Genomic DNA, 24,431 nt, shown 5'->3' with positions numbered 1-24,431 from the left:
GCACGGACACGTCAGGTGCCCAGTGAACCAGTCCCGGCCGGATCCGAAGAACAACCGTCCGAATTCGTTCAGTTGTATTCACCGAGGGGGAAAAATGGATCAAGGTCAGTCGAGGACTTCGACGATCACCCGGTTGGTCTCGACCCCGGCCGCCGTCACGACCTGCACCTCGACCGCCCCCGGTTCGACATCCACCGGGACGGGCACGGTCAGGCAGGTGTCCGAGGGGTTGGCGAAGCCGCCCGGGACGGGCACGAGCGGCACATGAACATGGACCGCGCCGATCCGCACGACCATCCGCGCCAGCCGGTCCGGAGTGCCGGCCCCGGGCGGCACGAAGCCCGCGCCGCGGATCTCGATGTCGTCGCCGGTACGGATGGGGGCGTCCAGATCACCGGCCTCCCTGGCCCGTACGACCGACAGGACGACGGGCCGCCCGCCCTCCGCGTACTTCCCGGCGAAGTAGGTGGCGGCGGAGACGGCGACGAGCAGGGCGAGCGCCCAGGGCAGATCGGGCAGTTGCTCGGGCCGGCGGGCCAGCCGGACGGCGGCGAAGAGCACCGCGACGCCGTTCACCAGGACGTACTGCACATCGGTGAAGCTGCCGCGCCCGCCGTCGTCGCAGAGCAGATCGGCCGGCCGGGGCCGCTCGGCCCGTACCTTCTGGAGCCGCTGCCCCAGGACCCGTACGGAGACCACACGGCGCACGACGACGGCGATGGCGCAGACCACGGCGAGGACGGTGACGATGCCCGCGCCCCGGGCCAGTTCGAGTCCGGCGATCAGTTCGTCGCGCCGCGCGTGCCCGGACGCGCCGGCCAGCTGGAGCGCGAGCACCAGCACGGCGTACACCACGAGCAGCACCCAGGCGGAGGCGACGGTCCGCGAGGTGGAGAGCCGGTTGTCCTCCCCGATCAGCGGTGCGAGCAGTCCGCCGCGGGCCCGGTGCAGCAGGGCGGCGGCGGTCAGCGCCCCCGCGACGGCCACGGCGGCGACCAGTCCGGCGGTGCGTGCGACCGACCAGCCCGCCCCGATCGCGGTGGCCGTCTGGACGAACGCGAGCGCGACGACCGCGCCCCACGCCGCCAGCAGCGTACGGCGCCGGACCGTGTGCAGCCAGGCGTCGCCCGCCTCCCGGCTCCGGTCGGCCACGGCGCGCGCGGACTGGGTCAGCTCGTCGGACACCCACTGCCTGGAGGCCCCCACCGAGTGCGCGACCGCCCCGGGCAGCCCCTCCCCGGCGGCGTACCCGTCACGCTTCGCCAGGAACTCGGCCACGGCCCGCCGGTGCCCCTCCCGGGCCCCGTGCGGACAGTCACCGCAGCCGCAGCCACCGCCGTGCGCGCTCCGCCTCGCCTCTTGCACAGCCACGCCGGTTTCCGCCCTTCCCGCCCCGTGAGTGAACTTCCTTGCAACGCAAGGGAATTGTCCCGCACAGAGGGAGAAGTATGCGAAGTTTGCCCGGCCGGAGCGGGTGACAACATCATTACGGTGTTGAACCCGCCGGGCTCAGCCCTCCGCGGAACGACGCCGGTTGACCGCCGTCAGATCGATCTCGATCGGAAACGGCTCTTTCAGCTCAAGTCGCTCCCGGTGGATGCCGGTCGGGACATAGACATGCGTGGCCGGGTCGAGTTCGTAGCTGTAGACGACGGGCAGACCGCGCTCCTCCTCGACGCGCCAGAAGTGGCGAATGCCGGCGGCGGCGTACTTGCGGGGCTTGACCTCCCGGTCACGCTCCACGGAATCGTCGGACACCACTTCCACGGCGAGGACGACGACTTCGGGGCTGTACCAGGTCTGGTCAGGACCCGTATCCGCGTCGGCCTGGTAGACGATGAGGTCCGGCTCCGGCCGGTTCCTGCGGTCGATCTTGACCGTCATCTCACGCTCGACGTCCAAGAAGTCCGGAAGCTGAGACATGAGGGCATATTCCAGATGCCACATCGTGCGGGTGTGGAACTTCCGCTGCGGACTCATCAAAACAAGGATCCCGTCGATCAGCTCAGTGTGCGGCGGGAGGCCCGGAATCCGGTCGAGGTCGTCCGCGGTCCAGCCCTGGGCAGGCGGGATCGGCCACTCATAACGCGGTTCCAGCCCGTGCTCAGGTGCGGCGCTCATGATTACTCCCATAGGACGGAGTCTGACCTCTACCAGCAGCGTACCCAGGAGTTACGCCGACGCCGCCACTCAAACGAATGAGCGACGGCGTCGGCATTGACCCTCGGGCGGAGGGCCGGGAAGGCGGGGAGGGGCTACTCCCACTCAATGGTCCCCGGCGGCTTGCTCGTCACATCGAGGACGACCCGGTTGACGTCGGCGACCTCGTTGGTGATCCGGGTGGAGATCTTCGCCAGTACGTCGTACGGCATCCGTGTCCAGTCGGCGGTCATCGCGTCCTCGGACGAGACGGGCCGCAGCACGATCGGGTGGCCGTACGTACGGCCGTCGCCCTGGACGCCCACGGACCGTACGTCCGCGAGGAGGACCACCGGGCACTGCCAGATGTCCCGGTCGAGACCGGCCGCGGTCAGCTCCTCGCGGGCGATCGCGTCGGCCTCGCGCAGCAGGTCGAGCCGCTCGCGCGTGACCTCGCCGACGATCCGGATCCCGAGGCCGGGGCCGGGGAAGGGCTGGCGCTGGACGATCTCGTCCGGCAGCCCCAGCTGCTGGCCGACCATCCTGACCTCGTCCTTGAACAGCTTGCGCAGCGGCTCGACGAGCTCGAACTCGATGTCGTCGGGGAGCCCGCCGACATTGTGGTGCGACTTGATGTTGGCGGTGCCGGTGCCGCCGCCGGACTCGACCACGTCCGGGTAGAGCGTGCCCTGGACCAGGAAGGCGACGTCCTCGCCCTCCGCGCCCGCCTCGGCGATGATCTCGGCCTGGGCCTGCTCGAAGACCCGGATGAACTCCCGGCCGATGATCTTCCGCTTCTGCTCGGGGTCGGAGACCCCGGCCAGCGCGGTGAGGAAGCGCTCCTCGGCGTCGACCACCCTGAGCTGCACGCCCGTCGCGGCGACGAAGTCCTTCTCGACCTGCTCGGTCTCGCCCTTGCGCATCAGACCGTGGTCGACGTACACGCAGGTCAGCTGGGATCCGATGGCCTTCTGCACCAGCGCGGCGGCCACCGCGGAGTCCACGCCGCCCGACAGCCCGCAGATGGCGCGCTTCGTGCCGACCTGCTCACGGATCAGCGCGACCTGCTCGTCCACCACGTTCGCGGTGGTCCAGGTCGGCTCGATACCGGCGCCCCGGTAGAGGAAGTGCTCCAGGACCTGCTGTCCGTACGTGGAGTGCAGCACCTCGGGGTGGTGCTGGACGCCGTACAGCTTCCGCTCGTCGTTCTCGAACGCGGCGACCGGTACGACGTCCGTGGACGCGGTGACGGTGAAGCCGGCGGGCGCGGCGGAGCAGGCGTCGCCGTGCGACATCCAGACGGACTGCTCGGCGGGGGTGCCCTCGAACAGCGTGGAGCCGGTCTTCGAGACGCGCAGCTCCGTACGGCCGTACTCGCGCGCGCCCGTGTTGTCGACGGTCCCGCCGAGCGTGGTCGCCATCAGCTGGAAGCCGTAGCACATGCCGAAGACGGGCACCCCGGCCTCGAACAGCGCGCGGTCCACGGTCGGGGCGTTCTCCGCGTACACGGAGGACGGGCCGCCGGAGAGGATGATCGCCCTGGGGTTCTTGGCCAGCATCTCGGCCACGGGCATCGTGGACGGGACGATCTCGCTGTAGACCCGGGCCTCGCGGACGCGGCGGGCGATGAGCTGGGCGTACTGCGCGCCGAAGTCGACGACGAGAACGACGTCGGGGGCGGCGGGGGGTGCTGCTGGCACGGGGGCGGCCTTCCGGCGGTGACGTGAGAAGAGGAGGTCCGGCCAATTCTACCGGGGCCCCGGCAGGGCAGGGCCCACCTCTCCCCACCTCTCGCCACCCGCCCCCTCCCCCGCGTCCCCGGCTGTCGCCCCCGTCTCACGATCCGAACCCGCGTTGCCGGGCGCGGGCCCGCCGGGTCCATACTGGCCCCTATGCACCAGCAGCTGACGTACGTCTTTACCTATGGCACCGGCCCGTCCGGCTGCCATGGTCGTGCTGCTTGAGCTGAACCAAGCGACTTCCGACAGGCGCCCCGGGCCACCAGGTCCGGGGCGCCTGTCGCGTTTCGGGCCCGGCGGCTCTCCCCCGTACCGACCGAACCGAGAGGGACCCCGCACATGCCCGCCACGCAGCAGAACCCCGCAGCCGCCCCCGGAACCACCCCCGACGCCGAGACCGTCATCGGCGACGCGCGCGCACGCATCGACGCCCTCGACGACCGGATCATCGGTCTCGTCCAGGAACGGATCGCGGTCTCGGCCGTCGTCCAGGACGCCCGCATCGCCTCCGGCGGGCGCCGCGTCCATCTCTCACGAGAGATGGAGATCATCGGCCACTACAGCGACGCCCTCGGCAAGCCGGGCACGGCGCTGGCGATGACGCTGCTGGAGCTGAGCCGCGGCCGCGTCTGACCCGGCGCCACACCCTCGCCCGCCACTTCTCACCCGTACGGCGCGTGACCGCGACGTCCCCGCCTTCGTTGGACGTACGGGCGCGCGGATCACAGAGGACCAGCGTGGCTCCGCCGGGACGTGCGGCACACCTCACAAGTGCGCCGTGGGACCTCGTCCCGGCGCCCGTGACCGGTAGGCAGGGGACAGCAGCCCGGTCACAGCACGATCGGCCGGCCCCGGGGACGCCCGGGGCCGGCCGATCACCGACTCCGTTGATCGCGTGACGCAGGTCACTTAAAGATTCTGTGAAGAAGACCGCAACCATTCCCCCATGTCGCAGGTCTTGCATGCGAAATCAACGGCCTCACCCGTAACCACTCTCTGGTGAAGGCCCAACGACTCCGCGCCGCTCCCAGTGGCGCGCCGAACCTCGCTGAGGTCTTCATGAAGCTCCGCCGCGCTATGGCCGTCGCCGCAGCGACCGCTGTCATAGCCCCCGCCGCCTTCTTCTCGGCTCCTGCCGCGTTCGCGACCGGTGAGGACACCACGACGACGACCGAATCGCCGTCGCCCAGCGCCACCGAGTCCGTCCCGGCCCCCGAGGAGACGGAGGCGACCGAGACCCCCTCCGACGACACCACGGAGCCGACCGACGAGGAATCGACCATCGATCCGTCGGACGGGGCGACCGAGCCGACCGACGAGGAGTCGACGACGGCGCCGACGCCCAGCGACGACGCGTCCGTGACGACGCCTCCGACGAGCACGCCGCCCTCCGGCACCGCCAAGCCGACCACCGACCCGGGCAACGGCCTCAACGACTGCCTGGACCGGGACGAGATCGAGCTGGACCCGAACCTCCACACCAGCCTGAGCGGACTGCCGGACAAGATCGTCGCGGGCAGCGGCTTCCACTCGTTCAAGCTCAATGTCTCGAACAAGGGCAAGAACGACTACAAGCGCGTCGACCTCGGTGTCTTCACCGGCCAGATCGACGAAGAGGACTGGGACATCAGTGGCGAGCACCTGACGCTCCAGTACCAGGACCCCGAGTCCGGCAAGTGGGTCGACATCTCTCTCGACGCGTACGACGAGGGGGCCGGCTACCTCGGCTTCACCGACGTCAAGCCGAAGGAGTCGTTCTCGATCAACCTGCGCCTGAACGTGGACAAGTCGGCCCCGGCCGGTCTCGCCTACGCCATCAGCATCGGCGCGTACGTCAATGACAAGGGCAACTGCGTCATCGCGGACGACGAGGCGTACTACGAGTTCACCATCGTCGCCGCCGGCGGGAACGCGGGCGAGCCCAACGAGGCCAAGCCGCAGGGCGGCAAGAAGCCCCTGCCCGCGAAGCCGGTCGGCAACACGGAGATCAAGCCGGTGGGCAGCCTCGCCCAGACCGGCTCCTCCTCGATGATGCCCGCGCTCGGCATGGCCGGCGGGATCGCCATCGTCGCCGGTGCCGGCGTGGTGTTCGCGCTGAAGCGCCGCCGCAGCGGTGACGCCGCCGCGTAACGGCGTCGCGCGTAACCGCGTCGCGTAACCCACAAGCTCGCGTCTCGCACGCGACAGAGAGAGGCGCTGCACTCGGAGGGGGGTGCAGCGCCTCTCTCATGCCCGCACCCCCTCACGCCTCACGCCCTCACGCCCCTCATACCTTTCATGGCTCGCGCGGCGGGACCGGCGGTACGGCCAGGAACGGCAGGCGCAGCGCGCCGAACGCCTCCGGCGGGACCACCGGGGCGGACGGTACGACCGGGGGCAGCCGTACGTACGGTGTCGTCCCGTCCGCGCGCTGTCGCGGCCGGGGGTCCCGCTCACCCTTGTTCGGCCAGAAGGACATCGCACGCTCCGCCTGGGCCGTGATCGTCAGCGACGGGTTAACGCCCAGGTTCGCCGAGACCGCCGAGCCGTCGACGACCGAGATCCCGGGGTGGCCGTACAGCCGGTGGTACGGATCGATCACGCCCTCCGCCGCCGACGCGCCGATCACGCAGCCGCCCAGGAAGTGCGCGGTGAGCGGGGTGCCCATCAGTTCACCGATGTTGCTGCCCGGAAAGCCGTTGATCTCCGCCGCGATGAGGCTCGCGGCCCGGGTCGCCTCCGGTATCTGCTTCGGGTTGGGAGCGCCGTGGCCCTGGCGGGCGGTGAGCAGGCCTTTCCCCACACCGCCCGGCTTCCGGTACGTCGTCAGGGAGTTGTCCAGCGACTGCATGACCAGGCCGATGATCGTACGCTCCGACCACTTGCGGTAGGAGAGCGAGCGGAGGAGCAGCACCGGGTGGCGCGCGGCGCCGGCCAGCCAGTCCCGTACCCGCCGGTCGCTGTACGGCACCTGGAGGATGGAGAGCAGGCCCATCGCGTTGGACCCCTTGCCGTACCGCACCGGTTCGATGTGTGTCGTGTCGTTCGGGTGGATCGAGGACGTGATGGCGACGCCCTGGGTGAAGTCCGCTCTCGGCGCGCCATGGCGTGCGCGGTAGCGCCTGTCATCGGTCTGCGCGCCCACCAGCGCCTCGGAGTTGGTACGGGTCAGCTCCCCGAGGCGCGCCGACAGCCGGGGCAGCAGCCCCCGGTCCTTCATCGTGTGCAGGAGCGTCTGGGTGCCGTACGTACCGGCCGCGATCACCACGCGGGGCGCGCGGAAGACCCGCACCCGCACCCGCGCACGCCCGCGCCTCGCGTCCGTCGAGACGGTGACCACCCGGTATCCGCCCGGCGCCCCCGTCGCCCCCGTCGCCTCCGTGACCGCTCTCACCGTCGTCATCGGGTGGATGACCGCCCCGGCCCGCTCCGCCAGATGCAGATAGTTCTCGTTGAGGGTGTTCTTCGCGCCGAGCCGGCAGCCCGTCATGCACGCGCCGCACTCCGTACAGGCCCTGCGCCCAGGGCCCGCGCCGCCGAAGTACGGGTCGGGCGCCTCCCCGCCGGGCCGGGCCGTGACCGTACCGCCGGCGTCCGCGCCGTCCCCGAAGAAGACCCCGACCGGTGCCGCGTGGAAGCTGTCGCCGACGCCCATCTCCTCGGCCACCGCCTTCAGATGAACGTCCGAGGGCGTCACCGTCGGGTTGAGCCGTACGCCGAGCATCCGCCGCGCCTGGTCGTAGTACGGCGCCAGCTCCCGCTCCCAGTCGGTGATGCCCGCCCACTGGGGGTCCTCGAAGAACGCGGCGGGCGGTACGTACAGCGTGTTGGCGTAGTTGAGCGAACCGCCGCCGACCCCCGCGCCCGCCAGCACCATCACGTTGCCGAGCAGATGGACGCGCTGGATCCCGTAGAGCCCGAGCGCCGGGGCCCACAGATAGTTCCTGATGTCCCACGAACTCCTGGGGAGCGTCTCGCGGGTGAAGCGGCGGCCGGCCTCCAGGACGCCGACGCGGTAGCCCTTCTCGGTCAGCCGCAGCGCGGAGACAGCGCCGCCGAAGCCCGAGCCGACCACGATCACGTCGTAGTCATATATATCCGCGTCCGCGTCCGTGTCCGCGTCGTGCTCCTGCTCGTGCTCCTGCTCCATCGCCATCGCTCTCCTCGTCGCGCGCCCACGCGTCCGCTACCGCAGCCGCAGCGTCCTCATCACCCGCAGGCTGCTGGTCATGAACGCCGCGTACCGCTCGTCGTCCATCCCGAACGCCGGCGCCATCGGCAGAACCCGCTGGTGGGCGACCGTCTGGGCCTCGGTGTACTTGAGGATTCCCTCGGAGCCGTGCCGCCGCCCCAGGCCGGAGTCCTTCATTCCGCCCATCGGTGACCGCACGCTGCCGTACGCCGCCGCGTACCCCTCGTTGATGTTGACCGTGCCGGTGCGCAGCCGGGCCGCGACGGCGTGGCCGCGCCGCGCGTCCGTCGTCCAGACGCTGGCGTTGAGCCCGTACGGAGTGCCGTTGACGCGGTCGATCGCCTCGTCCTCGTCGCGGAACCGGTAGAGGGAGACCACCGGGCCGAAGGTCTCCTCTGTGCAGACCGCCATGGGCGGCTCGACGCCGTCGAGGATCGTCGGCTCGTAGAAGAGCGGCCCGATGTCCGGGCGCGTGACCCCGCCCGCGACGACCTTGGCGCCCTTGGCGACCGCCTCGTCGACATGGCGCGTCACCGTCTCCAACTGGCGCTCGCCCGCGAGAGAGCCCATGTCCGAGCCGTACGTGAGGGAGTTTCCGAGCCGCATCGCCCGGGTACGCGCGGCGAACCGCTCCACGAACGCGTCCGCCACCGACTCATGGACGTACAGCCGCTCGATGGAGATGCAGAGCTGGCCCGCCGAGGAGAAGCAGGAGCGCACCGCGCCCGCCGCCGCCTTCTCCACATCGGCGTCCGCGAGAACGAGCATGGCGTTCTTGCCGCCGAGTTCGAGGGAGACACCGACGAGCCGGTCCGCCGCGCCCCGCGCGACCTCGCGGCCGGTACGGGTCGAGCCGGTGAAGGAGACGTAGTCGGCGTGGCGCACGACCTCCGGTCCTACGACCGGGCCCTCGCCCAGGACCACCTGGAAGACCTCGGCCGGCAGCCCGGCCTCGATCATCAGGTCGCGGGCCCAGAGCGCGGTGAGCGCGGTCTCGGTGTCGGGCTTCATCACCACGGCGTTGCCGGCGGTGAACGCGGGCAGCGCGTCACCGATCGTCAGCTCCAGCGGGTAGTTCCAGGGCGCGACCTGGCCGACGACCCCGCGCGCCCGGCGCAGTTCGGTGACCTTCGTGAGCACCGGGAGTGCGCCGGTGTGCCGCTTCGGCCGCAGGTACGAGGGTGCCTTGAGCCCGTAGTGCCGGGCGGCGACGGCGACGGCCTGGACCTCTTCGTGTGCGTGCAGCCGGGCCTTGCCGGTCTCCAACTGGATCAGGTCGAGCACCTCGGACTGACGGGCCAGCAGAAGATCGTGGAAGCGCAGCAGCACGCCGGCCCGCTGCCGTACGGACATGGCCTCCCAGGCCGGCTGGGCGGCGCGCGCCCGCGCGTAGGCGTTCGCCACGTCCTCGGGGGTGGACTCGGGCAGGTCCGCCAGCTTCTCCCCGGTGAACGGGGTGTGGTTGGCGGTACGGCCCGACCCGACGACCCCGCGCAGCAGCCGGACGAGCACCTCCGGGGTGACCACGTCGGCGGCGGTACGGGCACCGGCGGGGGCGGCGGCGACCGGGTTGGTCCCCTGGGAGCCGGAGGTGCGAGCCGTACCGGGGGAATCGGGGGTGCTGGGGGAAGCGGTGGCGGCGGAGGCCTTCGAGTCCGTCATGAGGCCGAGAGTATGCGGCATCCGGAGGTTTGGATACCCGGCAGTAACACTTTCCGCCGCCCCCTGGCTTCAACTGAACGGTCAGCCGCTGCCGTCGGCCGGTGGCGGCTGCCAGCTGCGGAGTACGACGTCGAACTGCTCGTGCGTGGTCGCCCAGTCCTCCTCAGGACCGGACATGTAGATCGCGTACTCCGTGTTCCCGTCGTCGGAGTAGTAGATCTGGTCGACCGCGTGGCGGGCGAACGCGGTCGCGGTGTTCTCGGTCCAGGTGAACTCCCAGCGCGCGGAGCGGGCCTTGTCGCGGAAGGAGTTGGGGGCCATGGAGATCCGCCGGTAGTCCGGCAGCCGTTGCAGCTGCTTCTCCAGGTTCACCATGTGCGTGTACGGATCCTCGAAATCGGGCGCCGATATACCTATCCGGATGAGGTGGACACCGTTGTCGGGGGTGAAGTCGATCTGCTCGCTGTCGGTCTTGCGCTCCCACCCCTTGGGGACCTTGAGGCTGAAGCCTTCGGGGGCCTCGACCTGGGTCCAGGCGTCGGCGTCGTCGGGGTTCGTGGCGTCGTCGGGGGCGGCCGTGCCGCCGGATCCGGTCGAGGGACCGCCGGAGCCGTCCAGGTACTTCAGCGCCACAAAGCCACCGCCGCCACCGAGCACCGCCGCGACGACGACGGCCACGGCCGCCGCGCGCAACCGCCCCCGGCGCCGACCGGCCGGCCGCGCGGCCGACGGGGCGACTGACGGGGCGGTCCCGCTCCCGCCCGGCGCCGGCTCCGGGCCCGAGGCAGAGCCCGCGCTTCTGGCCGTTCCCGAGCCGCCCGCGCCCACGACCGCCCCGGCAGCGGACAGTGCCGTGGCCGAGACCGTGGCCGTCCGCGCGCCGTCGTACCGTACGGGCCGCGTCGTGTCGTACGGTTCCGGGCCGGCCGGCGACCGGCCCTCCACCACCTCGCGCAGCATGCGCTCGCACTCGGCCGTGCCGGGGCGCGCGTCCGGATCCTTGCGCAGCAGCGCGGCGATCACGGGGGCCAGCGGCCCGGCGCTCCACGGCTTCTCCGGCTCGTCCGTGACCACGGCCTGCATCGTGGCCAGCGCCGATTCGCGCCGGAACGGCGACGAGCCGCAGAGCGCGGTGTGGAGCGTGGCGCCCAGGGACCAGAGGTCGGAGGCGGGTCCTGGATCGGCGCCCCGTATCCGCTCGGGCGCCAGATAGTCGATGGAGCCGACGATTTCACCGGTTCTGGTGATGGTCGCGTCGCCCTCTATGGCGGCGATCCCGAAGTCGGTGAGCAGGACGCTGCCGTCGCGGGCCAGCAGTACGTTGCCGGGCTTCACATCGCGGTGCAGCACCCCGGCCGTGTGCGCGGCGCGCAGCGCGCCCAGGACCGCGAGCCCGATCCTGGCCGCCTCGCGGTAGTCGACGGGTCCGGAGTCCCTGGCCACATCGGCGAGCGACGGGCCGTCGACGTACTGCATGACGATCCACGGCCGGCCGTCGTGTTCGAGGACGTCATGGACGGTGACGACGGCCGGATGGGTGATCCGGGCGGCGGCCCGGGCCTCGTTCTGTGTCCGCTGGTGCAGTACGGCGCGGTCGGCCTCGGAGGCGTAGCGGCCCGCCGTCAACTCCTTGATGGCCACGACCCGGTGCAGCACTTCGTCGTGTGCGCGCCAGACCCGGCCCATACCGCCGCTGCCGATGCTCTCACCCAGCCGGTAACGCCCGGCGAGCACCCGGCCGGCGCCCGCGCCTTCCGCGCTGACGCCGCTCGTGCCCGATCCCTGCGAATGTTCCACGTACCAGCCCCGCTTCCTTGGGACCACAGGTTACGGAGGGAAACCGCGCCCCCGGAACCTCGGGCGGCCCACGGAAACCGCACTGTGACACTCGGGCGAGCTTCGCTCAGCCCGTCACCCGGTATGCGGCGCTGGCCTGTTGGTAGATCTCGTCCACTTTGTCACGCCGGTCGGCCGGGCCTATCGCCTGGATCACGTGGTAGCGACCGCTGACGATCATGGCGAGGTTCCGTACGAAGACCTCGCGGCCGGTGCTGTCCTGCCAGGTGTACTGGCCCTCGGCCATGGCCTGTTTGCCCACGTCGATCCGGCGGAGGCCCGAGGCCGTGGCCCAACTGGAGTCGCGGAACGGCTGTATCTCCCGCTCCTTGTCGCGCTGATAGGCCATCGGGTCGGAGCCGTTCTGCGCGACGGTGTCCCGGCCCGGCACGACTATCAGGGTGAAGTCCCCTCCGACGTATCGGACTTGTCCGATGTCGTTGATCGGGCGCCGCTCCCATGTCTTGTCGACCGCGATACGGAACCCCTCCGCGTCGTCGCGCACGACGTATCCCTCGGCGATATCCGCGGCGGGTCCCGAGGTCTGCGGGGCGGAGGTGTTGGGCGTGCTGGAGGCGTTGGCCTCGCCGGAGCCGCCGGTCCCCGGAGCCGCCGCCGAGGAGTCCGGGCCGTCCGAGGCGGCTCCGTCCGAGGCGTGGGGCGCGGCCGACGAGCCGGGGTTCGCCTCGCCGACGCTCTGACCCTGCTGCCGGGCGTCGGTCTTGGGCATGAACATCACCGCGTACACGACGACGGCGACGAGGAGCAGCAGTATCACCAGCAGCAGGGTGCGCCCCAGGGCGTGGGGCGCGCGCTCCCGCTCGGAGCGTCCGCCGCCGCGCTCCCCCCGGTCGCCTCTCTCGTCCCGCTCCGTCAGATCGATCCCGCCGGCCCGCTCCTGGCGGTCGGACGGATCCGGGCGGCCGAAGTTCTCGAAGATCTCCGGGCGCTCGTACGTCTCCTCGGCCGCGAACCGGCCGGCCTGCTCGACCGGGCCACTCTGCGCCGCGTACTCCCCGCGCCCCTTGCCGTCCCTGCCGTCCTTGCCCTTCTTGTGGCGGTGGCGTCCGTGCTCCGTGTCGCGGGCGCGCCCCCAGACGCGCCGTCTGCGCACCAGCTCGCCCCGGCGGCGCTTGATCGGCAGCCGTGTCTCGTCCGACGGCATGGGTACGACGTCGAGACCGGCCTCCGGCTCGGGCGCCGACCGTACGAGCGACCGCAGCCAGCCGCGCAGCTCCTCGAAGTCCGGCCGCTCGGTGGGGTCCTGGCGCAGCAGGGACTCGACGACGGGGCGCAGCGGGCCGCACTCCTCGGCGAAGGCGGGCGGTTCGGCGCAGACAAGCTGCACCAGCTCGATCGCGCTCTCCTCGGGATACGGGGCGTGGCCCTGCACCGCGCGGTACAGCAGCGCGCCCAGCGCCCAGAGGTCGGTGGCGGGCCCGATGGGCGGCGCCAGCTGCCAGTTCTCGTGTACGGGCCCGGCCTGTTCGGGCGCCCAGCGCTCGGTGACCGCGCCGACCACCGCGATCCGCGCCTGCCGGGCCCGCTCGGCCGCGAGCGGGGTGGCGGGGCCGCGGTAGGCGGGGACATGGCCGCTCGCGACGACGTCGTCCCAGCGTCCCGCGCCGCCGCTCGCACCCGCCACGGCGGGGAGGTGCGAGGTGTGGCGCTGCGCGTCGGCGCGCAGGGCGTCGCGCGCGCCGCCCGGCTGTCCGCCGGCGTACGGGCTGCCGCCGCCATGGGCCGTGACGGCGGCGGGCGGCGGTGCCTGGGGGGCGCGGCGCGCCTCGCCCGCCGGTCCTCCGCCGCGTACGGGAATGCCCGCCGTACCGCCGGTCCGCGCGCCGCCCGGGGCGCCGCCGGCGCCGAACGGGCCCGCCGAGCGCGGTCCGTACGCGCTGCCACCGCCACCGCCGCTGCCGCTGCTGCTGTCGCCGCTGCCGCCTGCCGGTACGGAGCCCGACGCGTCGTTCCAGGGTGCCGGCCCGTCGCGCCAGGTGCCCGCGAGCTGGGGGCGGTAGGGCGTGGGCGGGTCGTCGTCCTCTTCCTCGTCGGCGTCCTGCTCGCCGTCGAACTGCCCCTCGAAGGCGCGCGGCTTCGCCCACCAGTCCCGGTCGGGGCCGCCACTCGCGGGCACGCCCTGGGCGGCCTCGTGGCCCGCGCTCCCCGGCGCGTGCCCCGGCGCGCTCCCCGGCTGCTCGCCGGTGCCCGGCTCCGGCAGCGGGGGCGTCGGGCTCGCGCCCTGCTCCTCGCCGGCCCGCGCGGCGGCGCGCGCTCCGGCGCGGTACGCGGCGATCGCGCCGGCGCGCGCGGCGCGGATGTCGCCGGAGGCGCTCCCGCCCGGCAGCGCGGGCCGGCCGCCGTACGGTGCGGGCATACCGGGCGGACCGTGCTGCGGCCGGGGCATCGCGCCGGACGTACCGGACGAGGTGGCCGAGGCGCTCTCGCCGTACGGGCTCTGTACGCCGGGGCCGGGCCCGAGCGCGGCCCGTCCTGGACCGCCGGGCACCCCGGCGGTGGAGCCCGGCGCGTACGGCAGGGCCCCCGTCTCCGGACCGCCGGGCCCGGGCGCGCCCGGCTCTGCGCCGTGCGGAGCGTCGAGTCCCCGGTCGTGGAGTTCGGGCCGATGGAGTTCGGGCCGGTGGTACTCCGGCTCGGGCTGGTGAAGTTCGGTCCGGTGGAACTCCGGCTCGGGAGACTCCGGTTCCTCGGGCGGCGGCTCCGGCACCGGCGCGTATCCGCACAGTGCCTCCTCCGCCGCGCCCGCCGCGAGCCCGGTCAGCACCACACGCCCGTCGTCACAGACGAGCACCGTACGGACGGTGATGTTCCGGTGGGTCCAGCCGTGCGCGTGCACCACGCGTACGGCGGTGAGCACGTCGGAGGCGATCTCGGCCGCGCGGAACGGGTTGAGCGGCTTCTCGGCGAGCAGCGCGGCGAGCGGCCTGGCCGCGACCAGTTCACTCACTATCCACAGCGAGCCCGACTCGGCGAAGACGTCGAAGACCTGGTCGAGCCTGGGGTGGTCGGGGATCTGGGCGGCGCTCTGGGCGGCCTCGATGGCGCGCCGTACGGCCGGATCCGTATGCCTGCGCTGCGTGCGCCCCGGGGCCCGGCGCGGTGCGGCGGTGCCCTCGGCGTCGATGACCTCGGCCTCGACGACCTCCGGCAGAGGCACCTGCCGGACGAGGACCTCCTGGCCGCTGTAGGTGTCGAACGCCCTGGTCTCGACGAGTTCGTACGCGTCGGAGGGCGGCAGGGGCAGGCGATAGCGGTCGGCGAGCACCCGCCCCGCGTATTCGTCCACAACGCCTCCCCGCAAACAGGCGGTCTCCCGGTCCCGGAGACCCACGAAACCGCCAATTCCGGTCGTTTACCGGCCCATTGTGGCTGCGTACGGTTCGTGAGTTCTCACGATACGTGGCGAGGGCCGAACGTGGAGCCGGGTCGCGACAACCCGCCCCGGAACGCTCGAATCCGTACCACTCCACTCCTGCCCCCGGCGGCCGGAACCCATACGTCCGGGCGGGCACCCGATACGTCGGGGCGGGCACCTGATCGGCCCGGATGCCTCCGCCGCGTCAGTCCTTCGGCTGGAACGTGGCGAAGGCGGTCTCGCGCAGCGTCCGGCACTCCTTCTCGTCCCACTCGCTCGCCTTGCAGCTCACCATGATCGAGTAACCGTGGGAGGCGTCCGCCTTGAAGCCCCGGTTGAGGACGCGTACGCGCTCGCCGTTCTGATTCCGCTCGAACAGCCAGTCGGCGACGGTGGGATAGCCGTTGTAGTCGGTCTTCTCAAGGCTGAGGCGCTTGTAGCCGCTGCTGCTTCTTCTGACGGACGGCTCCTGGCCCTTCCAGGCCGCCTCGGCGTCATCGGTCGGGGTGCTGGTGTAGTCGCCCTGGACGCGGGGGAAGCCGCCGTTCTCGCTGTATATGCCGCCGGAGTTGCTGCCGGCTATGCCGGTCTTGCGGAACCCTTCTGGCATCGCCATCGAGAAGTGGAACTGCGTGTCGACGACCGTGGCGTATCCGGCGGGCAGCCCGGCGGTGTCCCCGTCGTCGCTCTTGTCACCGCTGTCGTCCGAACTCTTGCCCTTGTCCTTGTCCTTGCCCTTGCCCTTGTCCGTCTCCTCGTCGCCGGCCGTGTCGCCGGAGCCGGCCGAGGTGTCGGAGTCCGTGACGGCATCGGAGCCGGCGGTTCCCTGGCCGGTCTGCGCCGTGGCGCCGTCCTTGTCGTCCCCGGCCGCGCTCTTGCCGGTCGCGGGCTCCTTGGAGCTGTCACCGCCGGCCCCGGCGGAAGCCGATGTGCCGTCACTCTTGGCCGACCCTGACGGGGAGTCGCTCTCCCCGTTCAACGCCACGACCAGCACGGTGGTGATGAGCGCCAGCGCCGCGACCACCGCGATGATCACCAGCGTGCGCCGGGGCACCACGTCCGTGAGCGACGCCCGCCGCGCGGCCGGCCGGTCAGCACCGGCGGGCTGGGGCACCGGGCGGGGCCCGGCAGCGGGCTGAACAGGCCCCGCGCCCCGCGGCATGCGCGACGCCGAGGACATGACAGGACCGGGAGGCGCCGGCGGCAGCGGGATGGCGCGGGTGGCGTCGGGAGCGGGCTCCGGCGCGCCCTCCGGCGCCTCGATGATGTCCTCCAGGAGCGCGCGGGCCCCCGCGTCGTCGAGCCGCTGCTCGGGATCCTTCGCCAGCAGCCCGTAGATGACCTCTTCCAGCGCGCCCGCGTTCTTCGGCGGATCCACCGGCTCGGTCATGACCGCCGTCAGCGTGGCGATGGCGGAGCCCTTGTCGTACGGCGGACAGCCCTCGACCGACGCGTACAGCAGCCCGCCGAGCGACCAGAGGTCGGCGGCGGGTCCCGGCTTGTGGCCGCGAGCGCGCTCCGGGGAGATGTACGAGGGCGCGCCGACGAGCATGCCGGTCGAGGTGACCGAGGGGTCGCCCTCGACCTGGGCGATGCCGAAGTCCGTGAGGACGACGCGCCCGTCCTCGGCGATCAGCACATTGGACGGCTTCACATCGCGGTGCAGGATGCCCTCGCGGTGCGCCGAGCGCAGCACGTCGAGGATCGCGAGCCCGACCTCGGCGGCCCGCCGGGGCGTCAGAACGCCGTCCTCGCGCACGGCTTCGGCCAGGGACTTGCCCTCGATCAGCTCCATGACGATCCAGGGCCGGTCGTCCTCGTCCACCACGTCGAAGACCGTGACCGCGCCGTTGTTGCGGATACGGGCGATCGCCTTGGCCTCGCGCAGGGTGCGGGTGATGAGCCGGCGCTTCTCGTCCTCGTCGATGCTGGAGGGAAAGCGGAGTTCCTTCACCGCGACCGTACGGCCGAGCGTCTCGTCGAGGGCCCGCCACACCGTGCCCATGCCACCGCGCCCGAGCACCTCACCGAGCCGGTACCTGCCCGCGAGGAGGCGGCCTTCCGGAGTGCCGTCGACGCTCTTCCCGCTCTCCTGCTGAGCGCTCTTCCCGGGCTCCCGCTGAGGCTCCTGCGCCGTGTCCCGCGACTGCTTCGACTCCGACATGCGTCCCCTCTGCGATCCCTGATCCTGAGCCCGCGCCCGCCGCCGCGCGGTGCCGTAACGCGCCCTGGCAGAGCCATCATTGTCCCTCACTCCGGGAAGGCCACTGCTCCCGGGTCCGGCGCCCGCCGGTACGGAGCCCACCTGAGGGACCCCCACCATGCCACTCCCCGGGGCCGGAACGGACACCGTGCAGGTCATGCACCTGTTCGAACTCGGCACAAGTGCACGCGATAGGGATGTGTTACGGGTGTGTTCTGTGTGACGCATGTGGCAGCGAAAGGCGTACGTCTTCCCCTGATATGCCTCCATGACGAGTCATCCGCACCCCGGATCCGGGGCACACCGAACCGGCCGGCTCCCCTGCCCGGCCGTCCTCCCACCCCTGGGAGGCGCCCGAAGTCTGTCCGGCCCGCGCCTGTCCGACCTCTATACGTACGTCCCCGGCCCACGGTTCAAGCGCGCCGGACCCGCCCGACGGCGGCCGGACCCGCCCGACGGCGCGTCAGAGGGGCACGATGTCCGGCGCTCCCAGCCGCGCCGCGTCCGCCGTCTGGTCGTCCGGCTGCCGCTGCGACTCCCGTTCCGCCTCCACCCGCTTCTCGTAGTGCGTCACTTCACGTTCGATCTGGTCCTTGTCCCAGCCGAGGACGGGCGCCATCAGCTCCGCGCACTCGCGGGCGCTGCGTGTCCCCCGGTCGAAGGTCTCGATCGAGATCCGGGTCCGCCGGGTGAGGACGTCCTCCAGATGGCGGGCGCCCTCGTGCGACGCCGCGTAGACGACCTCGGCGCGCAGATAGTCGTCCGCGCCGCCCAGCGGCTCGCCGAGCCCCGGATCCGCGGCGATCAGCTCCAGCAGCTCCTCCACGAGGGTGCCGTAGCGGTTCAGCAGATGCTCGACGCGGGCCACATGGATGCCGGTCCGCGCCGCCATGCCCGCCCGCCCGTTCCACAGCGCGTGGTACCCCTCGGCGCCGAGCAGCGGCACGTCCTCCGTGACGCAGTCGGCGACCCGCTGGTCGAGGCCGTGCACCGCCTCGTCCACCGCGTCCTTGGCCATCACGCGGTAGGTCGTGTACTTGCCGCCGGCGATGACCACCATGCCGGGCACCGGATGCGCGACCGTGTGCTCCCGCGACAGCTTGCTGGTCGCGTCCGACTCCCCGGCGAGCAGCGGGCGCAGCCCCGCGTACACGCCCTGTACGTCGTCCCGGGTGAGCGGCACGGACAGCACCGCGTTCACATGCTCCAGCAGATAGTCGATGTCGGCGCTGGAGGCGGCGGGATGGGCCTTGTCCAGGTCCCAGTCGGTGTCGGTGGTGCCCACGATCCAGTGGCGGCCCCAGGGGATGACGAACAGCACCGACTTCTCGGTCCGCAGGATGAGTCCGGTCGTGGAGTGGATCCGGTCCTTCGGTACGACCAGATGGATGCCTTTGGAGGCCCGGACATGGAACTGTCCGCGCTCGGCGATCAGTCCCTGGGTGTCGTCCGTCCACACCCCGGTGGCGTTGACGACCTGTCTGGCCCTGATCTCGTACTCCCCGCCGGCCTCCACATCGCGGACGCGTGCGCCGACGACCCGCTCGCCCTCCCGCAGGAATCCGGTGACCCGGGCCCCGTTGGCCACCTGGGCGCCGTAGGTGGCGGCCGTCCTGACCAGGGTGGCCACATAGCGCGCGTCGTCCATCTGCGCGTCGTAGTACTGCAACGCGCCGACCAGGGCGTCCTTCTTCAGGCACGGCGCCACCTTCAGCGCGTGCCGCCGGGAGAGATGGCGGTGGACCGGCAGCCCCCGGCCGTGCCCGGACGACACGGACATCGCGTCGTACAGCGCGACGCCCGAGCCGGCGTAGAGCCGCTCCCAGCCCTTGTGCTTGAGCGGGTAGAGGAACGGCACGGGCTTCACCAGATGGGGCGCCAGCTTCTCCAGCAGCAGCCCGCGTTCCTTGAGTGCCTCTCTGACCAGTGTGAAGTCGAGCATCTCCAGATAGCGCAGACCGCCATGGATCAGCTTGCTCGACCGGCTGGAGGTGCCGGCCGCCCAGTCGCGCGCCTCGACAAGGCCGGTCGCCAGCCCTCGGGTGACGGCGTCGAGGGCGGTGCCCGCCCCGACCACTCCCGCGCCCACCACCAGCACATCGAGTTCACGTTCGGTCATCGCCGCCAGCGCGCGGGCGCGCTCCGCCGGTCCCAGTGTCGCTGTCCTCACCGCTGCCTCCCGTCGTCCCCCGCGTGGTCGGGCTCACAGATCGATTCTGTCCGCAGTCACCGACTTCAGCCACCGGCTGTGGATAACTCCCGCCCGACCCCGCTCGCCCCTTCCCACCCCCCTACCCACCCCCGTCCCGCGCCCGGCTCCCACCCGACCCGCGGACTTCTCCGGCCACGCGATGCCGCATAACGGTCATATTTACGCCTAGTCTGACATTGCGCTCGCTCATTCTGTCCACCGGGCTTGCGCGCACCATCAGCTCCGGCTAGGGAAGGACGCGGCCACCGAAATGCCCGCAGATCTCGCCGTCATCGGACTCGGCCATCTCGGCCTCCCCCTCGCCCAGGCCGCCGTGGCCGCCGGTGTCCGCACCATCGGATACGACACCGACCCACGCCCCGTCGCGGAACTCGCCGCCGGCCACACCCCGGTCGACGGCCCGCTCACCGCCTCCGACGTCCGCCGGATGCTCTCGGGAGGCTTCCGCCCCACCACCGACACGACCGAACTGGGCCGCGTCCGTACCGCCGTGATCTGCGCCCCCACCCCCCTCGGCGCCGACGGCACCCCCGACCTCACCGCACTCGGCGACGCGGCCCGCGCGCTGGCCGCCCGGCTCCGCCCGCACACCACCGTGCTGCTGGAGTCACCCGCCGCGCCCGGCACGACGGAGGGGTTCCTGCGCACCCTCCTCGAAGAGGGCTCAGGACTGCGCGCGGGCCGCGACTTCCACCTCGCCTACTCCCCCGGCCGCCACGACCCAGGCAACCGCACCCACGGCTTCGCCAACACCCCCAAGGTGATCGGCGGCCTGACACCCGCCTGCACGGAAGCCGCCGCCGCCTTCTACGGGCGCCTCACCGACAAGGTCGTACGGGCCCGCGGCCCCCGCGAGGCCGAGACCGTCAAGCTCCTCGAAACCAACTTCCGGCATGTGAACATCGCGCTCGTCAACGAGATGGCCGTCCTCTGCCACGACCTCGGCGTCGACCTCTGGGACGTCATCCGCTGCGCCGAGACCAAGCCGTACGGCTTCCAGGCGTTCCGCCCGGGACCCGGCGTCGGCGGCCACGGCGTACCGATGGACCCCAGCCGCCTGCCGCACGCGGGCCGCACCCCCGGCCACCCGCTGCGTATGGTCGGCCTCGCCCAGGAGATCAACTCCCGGATGCCGCAGTACGTCATCCAGCGCTGCGCCGCCCTGCTGAACGAGCACGGCAAGTCCGCGCGCGGTGCCAGGGTCCTGCTCCTCGGCGTCACCTACAAACCCGACCTGGCCGACCGGGAGAGCTCACCGGCGACCGAGATCGCCCGCCGGCTGATGGACCTGGGCGCCGCCGTCAGCTACCACGACCCGTACGTCCCCCACTGGCGCGTACGGGAGCTGCCCGTTCCGCGCGCCGACTCCCTCTACGAGGCCGCCGCCCACGCCGATCTGACGGTCCTGCTCCAGCACCACCGTACGTACGACCTCCAGGGCCTGGCGGTCAAGGCACAGCTGCTCCTCGACACCCGAGGCGCGAGCCCGACGGGCACGGCCCACCGTCTCTGACAGCACCGGAAAAAGGAAAATGGCCGCCTCTTTCAAGAGGCGGCCATTTTCCAGAAATGCCTGGCGGAATCCCTAGCGGCGGTGCTGCGAGTCCGCCACCGTCACCTCGACCCGCTGGAACTCCTTGAGTTCGCTGTAGCCGGTCGTCGCCATGGCCCGCCGCAGCGCGCCGAAGAAGTTCATCGACCCGTCGGGGCTGTGCGAGGGGCCCGTGAGGACCTCCTCCGTCGTCCCGGCGATGCCCAGGTCCACCAGCTTGCCGCGCGGCACGTCCTCGTGGACGGCCTCCATGCCCCAGTGCCGGCCCTGGCCCGGCGCGTCCGAGGCGCGCGCCAGCGGAGAGCCGATCATCACGGAGTCCGCGCCGCACGCGATCGCCTTGGGCAGGTCGCCGGACCAGCCGACACCGCCGTCCGCGATGACATGCACATACCGGCCGCCGGACTCGTCCATGTAGTCGCGGCGGGCCGCCGCGACATCCGCGACGGCGGTCGCCATCGGCACCTGGATGCCCAGCACGTTACGGGTGGTGTGCGCCGCGCCGCCGCCGAAGCCGACCAGCACGCCCGCCGCGCCCGTACGCATCAGATGCAGGGCCGCGGTGTACGTGGCGCAGCCGCCGACGATGACCGGGACGTCCAGCTCGTAGATGAACTGCTTGAGGTTCAGCGGCTCGGCGGCGCCGGAGACATGCTCGGCGGAGACCGTCGTACCGCGGATGACGAAGATGTCGACCCCGGCGTCCACCACGGCCTTGGAGAACTGCGCGGTGCGCTGCGGCGACAGGGCCGCGGCCGTGACCACGCCCGAGTCGCGCACCTCCTTGATGCGCTGCCCGATCAGCTCTTCCTTGATGGGCTCGGCGTAGATCTCCTGGAGCCTGCGGTTGGCGGTCTCCTCGTCAAGACCGGCGATCTCGTCGAGCAGCGGCTGCGGGTCCTCGTACCGGGTCCACAGGCCCTCCAGGTTCAGTACGCCCAGACCACCCATCTCGCCGATGCGGATCGCGGTCCGCGGGGAGACCACCGAGTCCATCGGGGCGGCCAGGAACGGCAGCTCGAACCGGTAGGCGTCGATCTGCCAGGCGATCGAGACCTCCTTCGGGTCCCGGGTGCGCCGGCTGGGGACGACGGCGATGTCGTCGAACGCGTACGCCCTGCGGCCGCGCTTGCCGCGCCCGATCTCGATCTCAGTCACGATGTGTGGCCTTTCCTCTACGTCTGCCGTCCCAGTATCCCCGACGCCCGGCCACCGCTCGGCGCCCGCGGGGGTTCGTCACCCGCGGGCGCGGAGCGGTACAGGCTCCCGCCGGTGCTCTCAGCCCCGGGTGTAGTTCGGCGCCTCGACCGTCATCTGGATGTCGTGCGGGTGGCTCTCCTTGAGGCCCGCCGAGGTGATCCGGACGAAGCGGCCCTTGCGCTCCATCTCGTCGATGGAGGCGGCGCCCACGTACCCCATGGTCTGGCGGAGCCCGCCGACCAGCTGGTGCAGTACAGCGGAGAGGGGGCCCCGGTAGGGGACCTGGCCCTCGATGCCCTCCGGGACGAGCTTGTCGTCCGAGGAGACCTCGCCCTGGAAGTAACGGTCCTTCGAGTACGAGCGCCCCTGGCCGCGGGACTGCATCGCGCCCAGCGAGCCCATGCCCCGGTAGGACTTGAACTGCTTGCCGTTGATGAACTGGAGCTCGCCCGGCGACTCCTCGCAGCCCGCGAGCAGGCTGCCGAGCATGACCGTGCTGGCACCGGCGGCGAGCGCCTTACCGATGTCGCCCGAGTACTGGAGGCCACCGTCGCCGATGACCGGGATACCGGCCGCGATACAGGCCGCCGCGGCCTCGTAGATCGCCGTGACCTGGGGAACGCCGATGCCGGCGACCACCCGGGTGGTGCAGATCGAGCCGGGGCCCACGCCCACCTTCACGCCGTCCACGCCCGCGTCGATCAGCGCCTGCGCGCCGTCGCGGGTGGCGACGTTGCCGCCGATGACATCCACGGGAACGCTCGACTTGATCTTGGACATCCAGCTGAGCGCGTTGCTGTTGTGGCCGTGCGAGGTGTCCACGACGAGGAAGTCGACACCGGCCGCGACCAGCGCCTGGGACCGCTCCAGCGCCTCGGGGCTGGCGCCCACGGCGGCGCCGACGAGCAGCCTGCCCTCGGCGTCCTTGGCGGCGTTCGGGTACTTCTCGGCCTTGACGAAGTCCTTGACCGTGATGAGGCCCTTGAGGATGCCCGCGTCGTCGACCAGCGGCAGCTTCTCGATCTTGTGGCGGCGCAGCAGCTCCATGGCGTCCACGCCGGAGATGCCGACCTTGCCGGTGACGAGCGGCATCGGGGTCATGACCTCGCGCACCTGGCGCGCCCGGTCCACCTCGAAGGCCATGTCGCGGTTGGTGACGATGCCGAGCAGCTTGCCCGCGCGGTCGGTGACCGGGACGCCGCTGATACGGAACTTGGCGCAGAGCTGGTCGGCCTCGCCGAGCGTCGCGTCCGGGTGGACGGTGATCGGGTCGGTGACCATGCCGGACTCGGAGCGCTTCACGAGGTCGACCTGGTTGGCCTGGTCGGCGATGGAGAGATTGCGGTGCAGCACACCGACGCCGCCCTGCCGCGCCATGGCGATCGCCATGCGGGACTCGGTGACCTTGTCCATCGCGGCGGAGAGCAGCGGGATGTTCACCCGGACGTTGCGGGAGACCAGCGACGCGGTGTCCACCTGGTTGGGCAGGACTTCCGAGGCGCCAGGCAGCAGCAGCACGTCGTCGTATGTCAGCCCGAGCGTCGCGAATTTCTCGGGCACTCCGTCGACGTTTGCAGTCATGACACCTTCCCCAAATGACCTTGATCGGTGCGGATGTCCATGCTAACGGGCTCCGCGAGCCTCTCATTCCACGAACAAGATCACCGAACGGCTTCGTATATTCATACGTGCCCGGCGATCACTGCCCGGCCAGGGCCCGCAGTCTGCTGAGCGCGCGGTGCTGCGCGACCCGTACCGCACCCGGCGACATCCCGAGCATCTGCCCGGTCTCCTCGGCCGTCAGCCCGACCGCGACCCGCAGGACGAGCAGCTCGCGCTGGTTGTCGGGGAGGTTGGCGAGCAGCTGCTTGGCCCATTCCGCGTCACTGCTGAGCAGGGCGCGTTCCTCGGGGCCGAGCGAATCGTCCGGCCGCTCGGGCATCTCGTCGGAGGGCACCGCCGTCGATCCCGGGTGCCGCATGGCGGCGCGCTGGAGGTCGGCGACCTTGTGCCCGGCGATGGCGAAGACGAACGCCTCGAAGGGGCGTCCGGTGTCGCGGTAGCGCGGCAGCGCCATCAGTACGGCGACGCAGACTTCCTGCGCGAGGTCCTCCACAAAGTGGCGAGCGTCACCCGGCAGCCGGCTCAGCCGCGTACGGCAGTAGCGCAGCGCAAGCGGGTGCACACGCGCCAGCAGGTCGTGCGTCGCCCGTTCGTCGCCGCCGACGGCACGGTGAACGAGCGCACCGATCACCGTGGGCTCGTCTTCGCGCATCGGTCCATGGTGCCTTGGCGGCTGCTGATCGGCGGCGCCGCGTCCGTAGTTGTGCACCGAAGCGTT

The 24,431-nt window shown here is 71.7% G+C and carries 15 protein-coding genes; 3 read left to right on the top strand and 12 right to left on the bottom strand.

Annotated elements, in window-relative coordinates; translation table 11 throughout:
* Positions 1-105: 105 nt before the first annotated feature.
* The 3 genes from AB0389_RS16860 to guaA all read right to left on the bottom strand — a co-directional run bounded on the left by AB0389_RS16860 (position 106) and on the right by guaA (position 3,839).
* Complete coding sequence (locus AB0389_RS16860) at positions 106-1,371, bottom strand: hypothetical protein (protein WP_366396149.1); 1,266 nt, start codon at positions 1,369-1,371, stop codon at positions 106-108.
* Positions 1,372-1,509: 138 nt separating this feature from the next.
* On the bottom strand, positions 1,510-2,121 hold the full coding sequence (locus AB0389_RS16855; protein WP_366396148.1) for a Uma2 family endonuclease: 612 nt from the start codon (positions 2,119-2,121) through the stop codon (positions 1,510-1,512).
* A 134-nt stretch (positions 2,122-2,255) separates the two neighbouring features.
* Entirely contained in the window at positions 2,256-3,839 is a 1,584-nt protein-coding gene (guaA, locus tag AB0389_RS16850) for a glutamine-hydrolyzing GMP synthase (RefSeq protein ID WP_366396147.1), read from the bottom strand.
* Between the two features lie 378 nt (positions 3,840-4,217).
* On the opposite strand from guaA, the gene AB0389_RS16845 reads away from it, so the two are divergent.
* Positions 4,218-4,511, top strand: coding sequence for a chorismate mutase (locus AB0389_RS16845; RefSeq protein ID WP_366396146.1), 294 nt, complete (start codon positions 4,218-4,220; stop codon positions 4,509-4,511).
* 366 nt (positions 4,512-4,877) lie between these two features.
* Positions 4,878-6,008 carry an LPXTG cell wall anchor domain-containing protein gene (locus AB0389_RS16840; RefSeq protein ID WP_366396145.1) on the top strand — a complete coding sequence of 377 codons (1,131 nt, stop codon included), beginning with the start codon at positions 4,878-4,880 and terminating at the stop codon, positions 6,006-6,008.
* 145 nt (positions 6,009-6,153) lie between these two features.
* Here AB0389_RS16840 and AB0389_RS16835 read toward each other — a convergent pair whose 3' ends face one another.
* The 6 genes from AB0389_RS16835 to AB0389_RS16810 form a co-directional block, all read right to left on the bottom strand.
* Entirely contained in the window at positions 6,154-8,007 is a 1,854-nt protein-coding gene (locus AB0389_RS16835; protein ID WP_366396216.1) for a GMC family oxidoreductase, read from the bottom strand.
* Between the two features lie 36 nt (positions 8,008-8,043).
* Positions 8,044-9,711, bottom strand: a complete 1,668-nt coding sequence (locus tag AB0389_RS16830) for a succinic semialdehyde dehydrogenase (protein WP_366396144.1) — start codon at positions 9,709-9,711, stop codon at positions 8,044-8,046.
* An 81-nt stretch (positions 9,712-9,792) separates the two neighbouring features.
* A complete protein-coding gene (locus AB0389_RS16825; RefSeq protein ID WP_366396215.1) occupies positions 9,793-11,445 on the bottom strand; it encodes a serine/threonine-protein kinase in 1,653 nt (550 codons plus the stop codon).
* Positions 11,446-11,614: 169 nt separating this feature from the next.
* Positions 11,615-14,854, bottom strand: a complete 3,240-nt coding sequence (locus AB0389_RS16820) for a protein kinase (RefSeq protein WP_366396143.1) — start codon at positions 14,852-14,854, stop codon at positions 11,615-11,617.
* Positions 14,855-15,128: 274 nt separating this feature from the next.
* Positions 15,129-17,087, bottom strand: coding sequence for a protein kinase (locus AB0389_RS16815; protein WP_366396142.1), 1,959 nt, complete (start codon positions 17,085-17,087; stop codon positions 15,129-15,131).
* Between the two features lie 502 nt (positions 17,088-17,589).
* Complete coding sequence (locus AB0389_RS16810) at positions 17,590-19,296, bottom strand: glycerol-3-phosphate dehydrogenase/oxidase (RefSeq protein WP_366396141.1); 1,707 nt, start codon at positions 19,294-19,296, stop codon at positions 17,590-17,592.
* Between the two features lie 292 nt (positions 19,297-19,588).
* Between AB0389_RS16810 and AB0389_RS16805 the strand changes: the two genes are divergently transcribed.
* The gene (locus AB0389_RS16805; RefSeq protein WP_366396140.1) at positions 19,589-20,851 is read left to right on the top strand and encodes a nucleotide sugar dehydrogenase; all 1,263 of its coding nucleotides are present in this window, start codon (positions 19,589-19,591) and stop codon (positions 20,849-20,851) included.
* Between the two features lie 72 nt (positions 20,852-20,923).
* Here AB0389_RS16805 and AB0389_RS16800 read toward each other — a convergent pair whose 3' ends face one another.
* From AB0389_RS16800 to AB0389_RS16790, 3 genes are all read right to left on the bottom strand, one after another.
* Positions 20,924-22,048, bottom strand: a complete 1,125-nt coding sequence (locus AB0389_RS16800) for a GuaB3 family IMP dehydrogenase-related protein (protein WP_114661101.1) — start codon at positions 22,046-22,048, stop codon at positions 20,924-20,926.
* Between the two features lie 120 nt (positions 22,049-22,168).
* Complete coding sequence (gene guaB / locus AB0389_RS16795) at positions 22,169-23,671, bottom strand: IMP dehydrogenase (protein WP_366396139.1); 1,503 nt, start codon at positions 23,669-23,671, stop codon at positions 22,169-22,171.
* Between the two features lie 118 nt (positions 23,672-23,789).
* The gene (locus tag AB0389_RS16790) at positions 23,790-24,365 is read right to left on the bottom strand and encodes a sigma-70 family RNA polymerase sigma factor (protein ID WP_366396138.1); all 576 of its coding nucleotides are present in this window, start codon (positions 24,363-24,365) and stop codon (positions 23,790-23,792) included.
* Between the last annotated feature and the right edge of the window lie 66 nt (positions 24,366-24,431).

This window comes from Streptomyces sp. NPDC093109 (genome assembly GCF_040701725.1).
Lineage (GTDB): Bacteria > Actinomycetota > Actinomycetes > Streptomycetales > Streptomycetaceae > Streptomyces.
The sequence above is the reverse complement of the archived record's forward strand: the minus strand, read 5'-3'. Positions and strand labels throughout refer to the sequence as shown.